Annotated in this window: 16 protein-coding genes; 14 read left to right on the top strand and 2 right to left on the bottom strand. The window is 71.5% G+C overall.

Going from position 1 to position 12,572, the window contains the following annotated elements:
* The first annotated feature begins 54 nt into the window (after positions 1–54).
* The 11 genes from OG389_RS18165 to ygfZ all read left to right on the top strand — a co-directional run bounded on the left by OG389_RS18165 (position 55) and on the right by ygfZ (position 8,054).
* A complete protein-coding gene (locus tag OG389_RS18165) occupies positions 55–771 on the top strand; it encodes an LmeA family phospholipid-binding protein (protein ID WP_328299542.1) in 717 nt (238 codons plus the stop codon).
* Between the two features lie 158 nt (positions 772–929).
* Complete coding sequence (locus OG389_RS36795) at positions 930–1,019, top strand: Ms5788A family Cys-rich leader peptide (RefSeq protein WP_350875872.1); 90 nt, start codon at positions 930–932, stop codon at positions 1,017–1,019.
* Between the two features lie 202 nt (positions 1,020–1,221).
* A complete protein-coding gene (locus OG389_RS18160) occupies positions 1,222–2,067 on the top strand; it encodes a sulfurtransferase (RefSeq protein ID WP_328299541.1) in 846 nt (281 codons plus the stop codon).
* Positions 2,068–2,120: 53 nt separating this feature from the next.
* Complete coding sequence (locus OG389_RS18155; protein WP_328299540.1) at positions 2,121–2,411, top strand: DUF1416 domain-containing protein; 291 nt, start codon at positions 2,121–2,123, stop codon at positions 2,409–2,411.
* 149 nt (positions 2,412–2,560) lie between these two features.
* Entirely contained in the window at positions 2,561–2,824 is a 264-nt protein-coding gene (locus tag OG389_RS18150; protein WP_328299539.1) for a DUF3099 domain-containing protein, read from the top strand.
* A 114-nt stretch (positions 2,825–2,938) separates the two neighbouring features.
* Entirely contained in the window at positions 2,939–3,742 is an 804-nt protein-coding gene (locus tag OG389_RS18145) for a hypothetical protein (RefSeq protein ID WP_328299538.1), read from the top strand.
* Positions 3,739–4,605: a hypothetical protein gene (locus OG389_RS18140; RefSeq protein ID WP_328299537.1), complete on the top strand. Its 867-nt coding sequence runs from the start codon at positions 3,739–3,741 to the stop codon at positions 4,603–4,605. The genes OG389_RS18145 and OG389_RS18140 overlap by 4 nt, the downstream gene beginning before the upstream one ends.
* The gene (locus tag OG389_RS18135) at positions 4,602–5,585 is read left to right on the top strand and encodes a hypothetical protein (RefSeq protein WP_328299536.1); all 984 of its coding nucleotides are present in this window, start codon (positions 4,602–4,604) and stop codon (positions 5,583–5,585) included. The genes OG389_RS18140 and OG389_RS18135 overlap by 4 nt, the downstream gene beginning before the upstream one ends.
* A 282-nt stretch (positions 5,586–5,867) precedes the next feature.
* Positions 5,868–6,440, top strand: coding sequence for an FABP family protein (locus OG389_RS18130; protein ID WP_328299535.1), 573 nt, complete (start codon positions 5,868–5,870; stop codon positions 6,438–6,440).
* Positions 6,441–6,570: 130 nt separating this feature from the next.
* On the top strand, positions 6,571–7,053 hold the full coding sequence (locus OG389_RS18125) for a Fur family transcriptional regulator (protein ID WP_328299534.1): 483 nt from the start codon (positions 6,571–6,573) through the stop codon (positions 7,051–7,053).
* A gap of 32 nt (positions 7,054–7,085) precedes the next feature.
* Positions 7,086–8,054: a CAF17-like 4Fe-4S cluster assembly/insertion protein YgfZ gene (gene ygfZ / locus OG389_RS18120; protein ID WP_328299533.1), complete on the top strand. Its 969-nt coding sequence runs from the start codon at positions 7,086–7,088 to the stop codon at positions 8,052–8,054.
* A 42-nt stretch (positions 8,055–8,096) separates the two neighbouring features.
* On the opposite strand, the gene dtd is transcribed toward ygfZ, so the two are convergent.
* Entirely contained in the window at positions 8,097–8,522 is a 426-nt protein-coding gene (dtd, locus tag OG389_RS18115; protein ID WP_328299532.1) for a D-aminoacyl-tRNA deacylase, read from the bottom strand.
* A gap of 132 nt (positions 8,523–8,654) precedes the next feature.
* Here dtd and OG389_RS18110 point away from each other — a divergent pair, with 132 nt between their 5' ends.
* The 3 genes from OG389_RS18110 (at position 8,655) to OG389_RS18100 (ending at position 11,469) form a co-directional block, all read left to right on the top strand.
* On the top strand, positions 8,655–9,308 hold the full coding sequence (locus OG389_RS18110) for an RsiG family protein (protein WP_328299531.1): 654 nt from the start codon (positions 8,655–8,657) through the stop codon (positions 9,306–9,308).
* An 81-nt stretch (positions 9,309–9,389) separates the two neighbouring features.
* Positions 9,390–10,634 carry a GNAT family N-acetyltransferase gene (locus OG389_RS18105; protein WP_328299530.1) on the top strand — a complete coding sequence of 415 codons (1,245 nt, stop codon included), beginning with the start codon at positions 9,390–9,392 and terminating at the stop codon, positions 10,632–10,634.
* A 46-nt stretch (positions 10,635–10,680) separates the two neighbouring features.
* A complete protein-coding gene (locus tag OG389_RS18100; RefSeq protein ID WP_443059301.1) occupies positions 10,681–11,469 on the top strand; it encodes a putative protein N(5)-glutamine methyltransferase in 789 nt (262 codons plus the stop codon).
* Here the strand turns inward: OG389_RS18100 and OG389_RS18095 are convergent.
* Complete coding sequence (locus OG389_RS18095) at positions 11,423–12,475, bottom strand: saccharopine dehydrogenase family protein (protein ID WP_328299529.1); 1,053 nt, start codon at positions 12,473–12,475, stop codon at positions 11,423–11,425. The genes OG389_RS18100 and OG389_RS18095 overlap by 47 nt on opposite strands.
* Between the last annotated feature and the right edge of the window lie 97 nt (positions 12,476–12,572).

Raw genomic sequence — 12,572 nt, 5'->3', positions numbered from 1 at the left:
CGGCCGTTCATGGTCCACTAGGCAGCTCGAAGCGATCCTCTGGGGGGTGGGCACGTGCGTGTCCTGCGTGTCGTAGTCATCATCGGAGTGGTCCTCGGCGGCGTGTTCGTCGGGCTGGACCGCTGGGCGGTCGGCTACGCCGAGAACCGGCTGGCCGACCGGATCCAGTCCCGCCAGGGACTGAGCGGGGGCGTGGAGGTGGACATCCACGGGTTCCCCTTCCTGACCCAGGCGCTCTCACACGACCTCGACCGGGTCGACATGAAGGTGGCCGGTCTGGACGTGGCGACCACCGACGGCCACCGGACGCACCTGTCCCAACTGCGCGTCGCCTTCCACGGGGTGAAGGTGAACGGCGACTACAGCGGTGGCACCGCCCAGAGCGCCGAGGGGTCCACCCTGGTCACGTACGCCGATCTGACCGCGGCCGCCCAGCCCGGGGTGACGGTCGCCTACGGCGGGGCGCCGGGCAAGCTGAAGGTCACCGCGAGCGTGGAGTTCCTCGGCAGGACGCTCAGCCGCAGCGTGGTCTCGACGATCTCCCTGGTCGACGCCAAGGACGCCGCCGGGGCCAAGATCGTCCGGGTGCGCGCCGACGAGGTGCCGGGTGAGGGTCTCCCCGGGATCGAGGCCGTGGTCCGCAAGAAGACCGACTTCGACCGCCGGCTCGACGGCGGTCTGCCGTCGGGTGTCCAGCTGACCGCGCTGACCTCCGACGAGGCCGGTGTGCACCTCGCGCTGGGCGGTACGGATCTGGCGCTGGCCGAATAGTGAGACGAGGTGGTCCGACCCGCAGATGGCCGGGCCGCAGCAGGGGTCCCGCGGTGCGCGGGGAGATCGTCCGGGGTGATCCAGTCCCACTATGCGGACGATCCTGTCTCGAAATATGACACGGCGGTGACAGGGCGGTCGATTCGTCCCTACGATCCATGGCTATGAAGCATCAGCAGGCGGACCTCACGAAGCGACGGGCAGTAGACCTGTGTCGCGTCGCCGCCATGCTCTGTCGATCCATGTGACGTGTGAGCGCATCCCGCTCCATAGCCGGACGACGGCCTTCCGCTTTCCCGTGTGACCAGCTCTGCCTCCCGCCCTCCTGAAGCCTCCCCGCAACAGGATCCGCCGGGGGCACCTCCCAGCGACAGCTGGGGGACCACCCGGAAACACGCTCCCCGCACCACCAGCACCACCCCGCCGCACACTGCCCCGGAGGAGAACATCATGAGCCGCAGCGACGTCCTCGTAGACGCCGACTGGGTCGAGGCCCACCTGAACGACGCGAACGTCGTCATCGTCGAGGTGGACGAGGACACGTCCGCGTACGACAAGAACCACATCACCAACGCCGTGCGGATCGACTGGAAGAGCGACCTCCAGGACCCGGTCCGCCGTGACTTCGTGGACCAGGAGGGCTTCGAGAAGCTCCTCTCCGCCAAGGGCATCTCGAACGACGACACCGTCGTCCTCTACGGCGGCAACAACAACTGGTTCGCGTCCTACGCCTACTGGTACTTCAAGCTCTACGGCCACCAGGACGTCCGCCTGCTCGACGGCGGCCGCAAGAAGTGGGAGCTCGACTCCCGCGACCTGGTCGACGGCACCGAGGTCCCCAGCCGCCCGGCCACCGCGTACAAGGCCAAGGCCCAGGACACCTCGATCCGCGCCTTCCGTGACGACGCGGTCGCCGCGATCGGCACGAAGAACCTGGTCGACGTCCGCTCGCCCGACGAGTTCTCGGGCAAGCTGCTCGCGCCGGCCCACCTCCCGCAGGAGCAGTCGCAGCGTCCGGGTCACATCCCGAGCGCCCGCAACATCCCGTGGTCGAAGAACGCCAACGACGACGGCACCTTCAAGTCCGACGAGGAGCTCACCGCCCTCTACGCGGCCGAGCAGGTCGACCTGGCGAAGGACACCATCGCCTACTGCCGCATCGGTGAGCGCTCCGCGCTCACCTGGTTCGTCCTGCACGAGCTCCTGGGCCAGGAGAACGTCAAGAACTACGACGGTTCGTGGACCGAGTACGGCTCCCTGGTCGGCGTGCCGATCGAGCTCGGCGCCAACAAGTAATTCCGGGCACGCGACGCCCCGTAGAAATACCTCTCTAGGACAGGACAGAGAACATGTGTGGAGCACAGATCGGCGGGCCCGACCTCGCCACGCTCAAGCCCGGTGAGACCGCCATCCAGGGTCAGGTGACCAAGGACGGCGAGCCCGTCAGCGGTTACGTCCGGCTGCTGGACTCGACCGGCGAGTTCACCGCCGAGGTCCCGACCTCGGCGACCGGCCAGTTCCGCTTCTACGCGGCCGAGGGTTCCTGGACGCTGCGGGCGCTCGTGCCCGGCGCCCAGGCGGACCGCGCCGTGGTCGTCGCCGAGACCGGTGGCGTGACGGACGTGGCGATCGCGGTCTGAGCACCGCACCTGTGTGACCGTACGACCGGCCGAAGGGCCGCACCCCCGGGGGTTGGACGCCACTGGATCGGGGTGCGGCCCTTCGCGCTGTTCCGGGAGGCCCTGCGCGGGCCTTCGCGGGGGCCGGGCCGCGGCTCTACTCTGGAGGCATGTACGCCCGGCGCCGGCGCGCCTACTTCCTGCTCATGGGCGGATGCCTGTTCCTCTTCGTCTCCGCCTGGTCCTTCGTGCGCCTGTGGTCCGTTCCCGCGGCCGTGGCCATGTGCGTGGTCGCCATGGTCATCCCGCCCGTCGCCGCGATGGCCGCCAACCGGCGCGGACCGGACGACCGCTGGTGGAACGACCCCTCGGGCGATCCCAAGTCCGACGAGTGGTGGGACGAACTGGACGGAAAGCGGCGGCACGAGGACTGAAACCCGTCGAGATAAAACCGTAATAAGCATGAGTACAACATCTCCGCAGGGCAGCGTGTCCTCTCTGTACGCGATCAATCGACTCGCGACTCCAGGCCTTGCGGGGGACTTCTCTTGGAACACGAACAGACCCTTCCCGAGCAGCGGAAAGAGGAGGAGAACGACCCGGAACAGGGCACTCCCGACGCTGTTCAGGCCGGTCCCCGCCGCCGCGGAGGCCGCACGGTCCTCCTGATCGCCGGCGCGGTCCTCCTCGGCGTCCTCGCGGGTACGGTCACCGGTTACGCGATCCAGTACGACCGCGAACCGACGCCGCTGGCACCGCTGGCGCAGGCGGGACTGGTCTCGCCGAAGGCGATCGCGCCCGATGACGCCACGACGAACAAGACGATCAACGCCAACCGCTGGCACAAGACGGACGACGACCTCACCAAGCTGCTGATCGAGGCGCCGGGCGGTGCGAAGAAGGAGGGTTCGGGCTACAACAGCCTCGACTTCCTCGCGCTGGGCTTCGAGTTCCCCGACCGCGCGCTGCGCGGATTCGCCGGTGACGGGACCCGCCGGATCGCCTCGGTGAGCTGGTCGGAGGACGACAGGAATTTCGTCGACGTCGACCTGCTGCAGTTCTCCGACCGTGACGGGGCGGACGACTACGTGCGCGAACAGTCCTCGTACATGCCCGACAAGAAGTACGCGGGCAATGACGGTGTGGACATTCCGGGCACCCCCTCGAAGCTGGGGCACGTCTGGGTGTACTCGGAGGCCGACGAGAAGCCGGGCTACCTCCCGATGCGTACCGCCCGGGCCATAGCCCGCCGCGGGGACATCGTGATCGAAATCCACTATGTGAACAACCGGGGCAAGATCGCCGAAGGCGATGTCGTGGACCTGGCCAAGCGACAGCTGGAGCGACTGTGACCGAGCCGCAGAACGACGTGACCCCGGTCCCCGCCGAGGTTTCGGCCGAGGCCCAGCCGGCGCCCGGGGCGGCCGCGGCTCCCGGGGCGACCTACCCGGACCCGTACCCCGTCGTGCCGGTGCGGCCCGTGCGCACGTTCAACCGCAAGGCGTTCGCCCTGGTCGTGGGTGTCGTGGCCGTGGCCGCCCTCGTGGGCGGTGGCGTCTGGGCGTCCTCCGCGATCGCGGATGCCGACCGGGACGCGCCCACCGCCTACTGGGTCCCGGTCGGCGATCGCGTGGAGCAGCCCGCGGAGGCGGGTCCCGTGCCGCCGAACGCCCTGTCCGGCAAGCTGCTTCCGGTCCCGACCGGCTTCAAGCTCGGACCGGACATGGGGTCGGACGGCAACAACTTCTTCGTCTCCGGCGAGAAGGCGATCGAGGGCTTCAACGAGTCCCGCAGCGGCCTGTCCACCTCTCAGCGCAAGAAGCGCGAGGAGACGCTGGCCGAGCTGAAGCTCAAGGGTCTGGCCGGCCGTACCTACGTGAAGGGCGCGGGCGCCTGGGTCGCGGAGGTCCGCATCATGCAGGCCGACCCCAAGGCCGTGGGCAACCTCTCCGAGGTCACCAAGAAGCTCCTCGAGCTCGCCGGCGACAAGCGGGAGGCACCGAAGGTGGACGGGTTCCCGGATGCCAAGTGCGCGCTGCTGGCGATCGGCGAGGAGAACAAGGAAAAGATCGACTCGATCGACTGCACGGCCGTGCAGGGCGACGTGGCCGTCACCTTCCGGGCCTACGGTCCCAAGCCCTTCTCCACCTCCGACGCCGTCGCGTTCTTCAAGAACCAGATGAGCCACCTGAAGTCCCCCGGGGAGTCCGTGTGACCGAGCAGAACACCACCGGAGCCGTCCCGGCGCCCACGCAGGACGCCGTGCCGCAGTCCTCCGTGGTCACCGACACCGCTCTCGAGGCCACCGTGCCCGCGCAGGGCGCGGCCCCGGCCGCCCCCGCTCTCGTCCCCGCGGACGGAACGGCGCGGGCCGAGGCGTTCGCCGCCGACCCGCTCGCGGCCAACCCCTTCGCGGCCCCCGACGTCCCGGCCGCGCCCAGGGACCGCCGCAGGCTGTTCGCCGCGCTGCGCTGGACCGCCGCCGTCCTGGTCTTCGGCGCCGTCGGCACGGGTGTCGCGTACGGCGTCACCCAGCCCGAGCGCACCGACATCCCGGGCCTGTCCACCAAGGCCGACGGCCGCTGGACGTACCCGGCGCTGGCCAGGCCGACACTGCCGGCGGGCGCCGCCCTGCCGTTCGCGAAGGACAACGAGGACGGCATCCACTACGCCGGTCTCACCCAGCTGCTCCTGCCACCGCCCAGTGGCTCCACCCCCGACTCCACGATGAAGCTGGAGAAGGACGAGGCGGTGACGGCGGACAACTTCCTGACGGAGTACGAGGACGCCGCGCGCGAGGGCCTGAAGACGGACTTCGCCGACGAGGGTCTGCGCCAGATCGTCGGCCGTGGCTGGACCACGCCGGACGGCACCCGCACCCGTGTCTACCTGCTGCGGTTCCACTCCTCCGGTTTCGCCGGCACCTTCAAGGGCTGCAACCTGAACATGCAGCTGAAGGGCACCCGGACGATCGTGGACGTGGACTGGACCAAGGCCAAGGGCGGCCAGTCCACGCCGTCCCTCACCGGCGTCTCGCTCTACGCGGAGTCGGACCCGGTCGGCGACGAGCAGGCCAAGATCGGCTGCATCCGCTCCGGTGACCTCGTGGCCGTCATCCTCCAGACCCGCAAGGGCGAGGTGGCGGCCGTCCCGTTCCACCAGACGGTGATCCTCCAGCACCAGCTGCTCGGCTAGCACGGGACCCGTCGTACGGGCTACCTCACCGAGTGCACCGGTCCCCAGGCCAGTAGGCTTGGGGACCGGCCCCGTAACGCCACCCTTTAACACTCCGAGGAGCACCCCGTGCTTGAGGCAGTCTTCACCTCCCTGCTGGTCCTGGTCTGCGTCGGCGTTCTCGCCTTCTCCGGACTGGCCGTGAAGAAGCTGTACCAGGGCCAGCGCTGATCTCCCGCAGATCTCCCGCTGCCCGCCCCGGATACCGGAACCCCTCCCCACAGATCGCCTGAGCACCCATCCATGATCCAGATCCCGTCCGACCTGAACCCGGGTCTCGTTCCCCTCGCCTTCCTCCTCGGCAACTGGGAGGGCGCAGGCGTCTTCGACTTCCCCGGTGAGGAGAAGTGCAACTTCGGCCAGGAAGTCGTCTTCAGCCACGACGGCCGGGACTTCCTGGAGTACCACTCGCACAGCTGGGTCCTCGACGCCGAGGGAAACAAGGTGCGGCCGCTCGAGTCCGAGTCCGGCTACTGGCGCATCGACGCCCAGCGCAAGGTCGAGATCGTCATGGTCCGCGACCAGGGCGTCGTGGAGATCTGGTACGGCGACCTCGCCGACCAGAAGCCGCAGATCGACCTGGTCACCGACGCCGTGGCGCGTACCGCGACCGCCCGTCCGCACACCGGCGGAAAGCGGCTCTACGGCTACGTCAAGGGCGACCTGATGTGGGTCGGGGAGAAGACCACCCCCGACGTGGAGCTGCGCCCGTACATGTCGGCCCAGCTGAAGAAGGTCGTCACGCCCGAGGAGGTCGCCGAGATGGCGCGCAATCTCCCGGACATGCCGGACGACGGCATCGCCTTCTTCCGCTGATCCGCCGCCGTACCGTGCGGGAGCCCCCGGCAGCCCTGGGCGCCGGGGGCTCCCGAACGCGTACCTGCCGGTGCCGCCCGGTTCCGCCTCCCCGCTGCCCCCGCGCTGGCCCGAGGCCTACACTGGCCGGGTGGTGACCACCGACAGCACCGAGAGCATCGCCGCCGCTGGCGGTGGCGACTGGAAGAGCGACCTGCGCCAGCGCGGATACCGCCTGACCCCGCAGCGCCAGCTGGTGCTGGAGGCTGTCGACGCCCTGGAGCACGCGACCCCGGACGAGATCCTGGCCGAGGTGCGCAAGACGGCCTCCGGGGTCAACATCTCCACGGTCTACCGCACGCTGGAGCTCCTGGAGGAGCTCAAGCTGGTTTCGCACGCCCACCTCGGCCATGGTGCGCCCACCTACCACCTCGCCGACCGGCACCACCACATCCACCTGGTCTGCCGCGACTGCGGCGACGTCATCGAGGCGGACGTGGACGTCGCCGCCGAGTTCACGTCCAAGCTCCGCGCCACCTTCGGCTTCGAAACCGACATGAAGCACTTCGCGATCTTCGGCCGCTGCAAGAAGTGCGCCGCCAAGCGCCACGACGAGCCCGGCGGCCGGGCCTAGGACTGCTCCGTGCGGGGTCGTAGGCTGGTGCCATGACCAGCAGCCCCTTGCTCCATCTCCCCGGCGCCGTACAGGCCGAAGACCGCGACGAGGGCGTCGCCGCCCACTACGGAGAGCTGTACGGAGAACAGCGCACCCTCGCGGACGGCCGCGGTTTCGTCGACCTCTCCCACCGCGGTGTCGTCACCGTCACCGGCCCGGAGCGGCTGAGCTGGCTGCACCTGCTGATCACTCAGCACGTCACCGCGCTCCCGGCCGGCGAGGCCACCGAGGCCCTGATCCTCTCCGCGAACGGCCACATCGAGCACGCGCTCTACCTCGTCGACGACGGGGAGACGACCTGGATGCACGTGGAGCCCGGCACCCAGGAGGCGCTGATCGCCTACCTGGAGTCGATGAAGTTCTTCTACCGCGTCGAAGTCGCCGACCGGACCGCCGAGTTCGCCGTCGTCCACCTGCCGGCCGGCTCCGTCGCCGAGATCGCCAAGGAACACGCCGTACGGGAGACCTCCTACGGCCGCGACGTGTTCCTGCCCCGCGCGGAACTGGAGGCCTTCGCCGCCGCCCACGGCCCGGCCGCCGGCCTGCTCGCGTACGAGGCCCTGCGCGTCGAGGCGCACCGGCCGCGGCTCGGCCTGGAGACCGACCACCGCACCATCCCGCACGAGCTGGGCTGGATCGGTACCGCCGTGCACCTGCAGAAGGGCTGCTACCGCGGCCAGGAGACGGTGGCCCGCGTCCACAACCTGGGGAAGCCGCCGCGCCGGCTGGTCTTCCTCCACCTGGACGGCTCCGACGTGCTGCTCCCGGCGCACGGCGCGCCCGTACGACTGGCCGCGGACGGGGAGGAGGGCCGCCAGCTGGGCTTCGTGACCACCTCGGTCCGCCACCACGAGCTCGGCCCGATCGCGCTCGCGCTGGTCAAGAGGAACGTTCCGGTGGACGCGCCGCTGCTGGTGGGCAGCACGGCGGCCGCGCAGGAGGTCGTCGTAGCGCCGTAGCGCCGTAGCGTCTTGGCGCCGTCGCGGCGCGGGCGCCGCGCGCTAGATGTCGATGACGATGGTGAACGGGCCGTGGTTGGTCAGCGAGACCCTCATGTCCGCGCCGAACCGGCCCGTCTCCACCGTCGCGCCCAGCGCCCGCAGCTGCGCCACCACCTCGTCCACGAGAGGCTCGGCGACCGGGCCGGGCGCGGCCGCGTTCCACGTGGGGCGGCGGCCCTTGCGGGCGTCGCCGTAGAGCGTGAACTGCGAGATCACCAGCAGCGGCGCGTCCACGTCGCTGCAGGACTTCTCGGCCTCCAGGATCCGCACCGACCACAGCTTGCGCGCCAGCAGCGCCGCCTTCTCCGGGGTGTCGTCGTGGGTCACCCCCACCAGGACGCACAGCCCCTCGCCGACGATCTCCCCGACGGTCTCGCCGGCCACCACGACGCTCGCGCCGTCCACCCTCTGCACCACTGCTCGCATACCACCTGTGTACCAGGCTTGCACCCGTCCGGGGCCGATCGGGTGGAGTGGGACTGCACCGGCACCACGGAGAGTGGCACGATGCACGCAGGCGGTGCCCCCAGCACCGGTCGAGGGGACGGACACGAACGCATGAACATCTCTGGTACCTCCGCACCTGCTTCTGCGCCCATCGCACCCGTCGGACCCGTCGCACCCGGCTCGTCCGCGGCGACCGTCGCGTCCGCCGTGCCCGCCGCGGGCGCCGCGTCCGCCGACGCGCCCGCGCCACGCCCGCCCGCGCAGCGGACCGGCGCCGCGGACACCCCGCCGACGGCGACCACCGCGCTCGGCCTGCCGGAGCTGCGCGCGCTGCGCCGCGACGCGCAGCGCGACGAGGCCGACCTGAGCTACGTACGCCGGCTGCTCCAGGGCCGCATCGACATCCTGCGCGCCGAGCTCGCCCGGCGCACGGACCCCGAGGCGCCGGTGGTGGACCGGCTCTCGGAGATCCTCGCGGACGCCCCGTCCAGCCGCAGCGCCTCCGCCCGGCACGTCACGCTCGGCACCCCGCACGGGGAGGAGTACCGGCTGCTGGTCGCCGAGATGCTGTCCGACGTGGAGCTCTCCGACCTGGGTGCGCGCACGGACGAGGAACTCCACGAGGGCCTGGGCCGGCTGGTGCGCTACGAGCAGCAGGTCTCGCGGCGCCGCCAGCAGCTCCAGCGCACGGCGGACGACTGCAGCACCGAGATCACCCGGCGCTACCGGGAGGGCGAGGCCCAGGTGGACGACCTGCTCGCCTGAGCGAGTGGGTCGTGGGCAGGGCCGGCGGACACGGGGAAAATCGGGCGACGCACCCCGGCCGGCCGATTAGCGTGGGCCGTTATGAGCGTTGACGTCCGACCGATCACCGCATCCGAGCTCTCCGGCTGGCTGCACGCCCAGCACACCGGCTTCCTGCGTGCGCAGGAAGCGACGGCAGCCGATGTCGAGTGGCTGGCCGAGTACGCCGATCCGACGCGCACACAGGGCGGGTTCGACACCGCCACCGGCCGGTGCGTGGCGACCTTCCGTTCCTTCCCGCAGGAACTGACCGTCCCGGGCGGGGCGTTCGTCCCGGCGAGCGCCGTCACGAACGTGACCGTGCTGCCCACGCACCGCAGGCAGGGCCTGCTGACCCGGATGATGAACGCCGAACTGGCCGCGGCCGCGGCGCGCGGCGACGTGCTGTCCACGCTGATCGCCGCCGAGTACCCGATCTACGGGCGGTACGGGTACGGGCCCGCGACCTCCGTCGCGGAGTGGGAGATCGACGTACCGCGCACCGGCCTCGACGCGCGCTGGGCCGCGCCCGCGGAGGGCGGGAGCATCGAGCTGGTGGACGTCGCCGAGGTGCGCAGGACCGGGCCGGAACTGCACGACCGGCTGCGGGCGCTCACGCCGGGCGTCGTGAGCCGCGATGCCCGCTGGTGGCGGCTGACCACGGGGGCGGAGGAGATGTCGCACCACCCGTACGAGCCCGGGTTCCACGCCGTGTACCGGACGGCCCGGGGCGAGGTGACCGGCCTGGTCAGGTACGGCACGGACGGCAACTGGACCGACGCGAAGGTCCCCCTCAACACCCTGCGGGTCAAGCAGCTCATCGCGGTCACCCCGGAGGCGGAGCGGGCGTTGTGGCACTTCCTGTGCTCCATCGACTGGGTGCTGAAGGTCCGCACCGGCTTCCGCGCCCCCGACGACCTGGTCACCGGGCTGATCCCGGACGCGCGTGCCGCCCGGGTGGTGACCTCGGCGGACTGGCTGTGGGTGCGGATCCTGGACGTCGTACGGGCCCTGAGCGCGCGGACGTACGCCGTACCCGGGGTCCTGGTGCTGGAGGTGACCGACCGGGCGGGCCTGGCGGCCGGTCGCTACCGGCTGGACGCGGGCGCGGGGGACTGCGTACGGACGGAGGAGCCGGCCGGGCTGCGGTTGGACGTGGCCGCGCTGGGGGCGCTGTACCTCGGCGACGGGTCGGCGGTGCGGCTGGGTGCGCTCGGCGGGATCACCGAAGAGCTCCCCGGGGCGCTGGCGCTCGCGGACGCGGTGTTCCGTACGGCCCGCCGGCCGTGGTGTCCGGACATCTTCTGAGACCGTGCGATCGTCGTGTGAAGTGGAAATCCGAGGACTGAGGCAGTTGGCAACACTGGTGGAAACCCTGCGCGCGGCGGGCTGCGTCTTCGCGGAGGAGGAGGCGGAGCTGCTGCGGGCCGCCGCCGCGGACGCCGGGCACCTGGACGGGCTGGTGGCCCGGCGGGTGGCGGGCGAGCCGCTGGAACACGTCGTCGGCTGGGCGGAGTTCTGCGGGCTGCGCATGGAGGTCGGCGAGGGGGCCTTCGTACCGCGCCGGCGCAGCGAGTTCCTCGCGCAGGAGGCGGTGGCGCTGGCCAGGCCCGGCGCGGTGGTCGTGGACCTGTGCTGCGGGGTGGGCGCGCTGGGCGCGGCCGTGGCCGCGCAGGTGCCCGGCGCCGAACTGCACGCGGCGGACATCGACCCGGTCGCGCTCGGGTACGCCCGGCGCAACGTGGCCCCGTACGGCGGTCGGGTGTGGGAGGGCGACCTGTACGCTCCCCTGCCCGCGGCGCTCCGCGGCCGGGTGGACATCCTGGTGGTCAACGCCCCGTACGTGCCCACGTCGGAGATCGGCCTGCTGCCGGCGGAGGCCCGCGACCACGAACCGCCCGTCTCCCTGGACGGTGGCGCGGACGGCCTCGACATCCACCGCCGGGTGGCGGCCGGGGCCCCGCCCTGGCTCGCGCCGGGCGGACGGCTGCTGATCGAGACGAGCGCCCGCCAGTCCCCGGTCACGGCCTCGGCGCTGACGGGGGCGGGGCTGTCGGTGCGGGCGGTGACCTCCGAGGAGTACTACGCGACGGTGGTCATCGCGACGTCGGCACTGCCTGCGGGGCCGTCAGTTCCAGGGTGATGTGCGGAGCCAGCGCACTGAGGAAGTCGGGGGCGTCGAACATCTTTCCCGCGGAGGCGACGCCGACCGCACGGGTGCGTCCGCTGAGAACGCGGTCGAGTGCCTCCACGACGAGGGGCGCGGTGACGGCGTAGATGTCCTGGCCGCGGGCGACGGCGCGCCGTTCGGTGTCGCCCGAGCGCACGACGGCGTCGATGAGGAAGGTCTGGTCGGACCGGCCGCTCCCGTCGGCCGCGGCCGGCGTGGGGGTGTCGGGGGCGACGACGTCGCGGGCCGCCTCCGCCGTCATGTAGGTGGTCACGTCGGGGATGGCCAGGTGGCTGGGTACGGTCACGACGTCGGCCATCGTGAACTCCCCGACCACCGGACGCGGGCCCATCGGCTCGGGGAAGGCCCATTCCAGGGTGGGCGGGGCGTCCGTGCGGTGCTCCCACCGGCCGGCGGCGTAGCGCAGCCGGTAGTCGCCGCGCCGCTCCCGGGAGACCGCGCCCGACAGGCGCGTCCCGGGGGTGGGGTGCCAGCTGCTCAGCCCGTACGCGATGTGCGCCTCGTCGGCCTCGGTCCAGTCGCCCATCGCCGCGGTCGCCAGCAGGTCCCCCAGCCCTCCGAAGAAGGCCATGGCCGGGACGATCACGGCCCCGGCCTCGCGGGCCCGGTCGGCGAAGTGCGCGAAGGTGTCGAGGTTGGCCTCGATCTCGGCGGCCACGTCCAGGTACGGGATCCCGGCCCGCAGGGCCGCCTCGATCACCGGGGCGGTCGTGGAGGCGAACGGCCCGGCGGCGTTGATCACGGCCGCGGTGCCGGCCAGGGCGCGGTCGAGCGAGGCCGGGTCGTCGACCGACGCCACGCGTGCCTCCAGGCCGGTCCCGTCGGCCAGCGCCGCCAGCTTGCCGGCGTCCCGGCCGGACAGCACCGGGACGAACCCGCGTCCGGTCAGCTCCGCCACCACGAACCGCCCGGTGTGCCCGTACGCACCGAACACCGCCACCGTCTGACCCGATCCCATGAGGTTGCTCCCTCGTACTCGAACGTGCGCGAAGGATCGGCGGCTGATCCGCTGAGATCCATTACGGACATCCTGTCGGGGAGGAGCACCTCGGACG

Origin of the sequence: Streptomyces sp. NBC_00435 (assembly GCF_036014235.1) — a bacterium.
Classification (GTDB): Bacteria; Actinomycetota; Actinomycetes; order Streptomycetales; family Streptomycetaceae; genus Streptomyces.
Note: the sequence above shows the minus strand (reverse complement) of the source record. Positions and strands in the feature narration are given on the sequence as shown.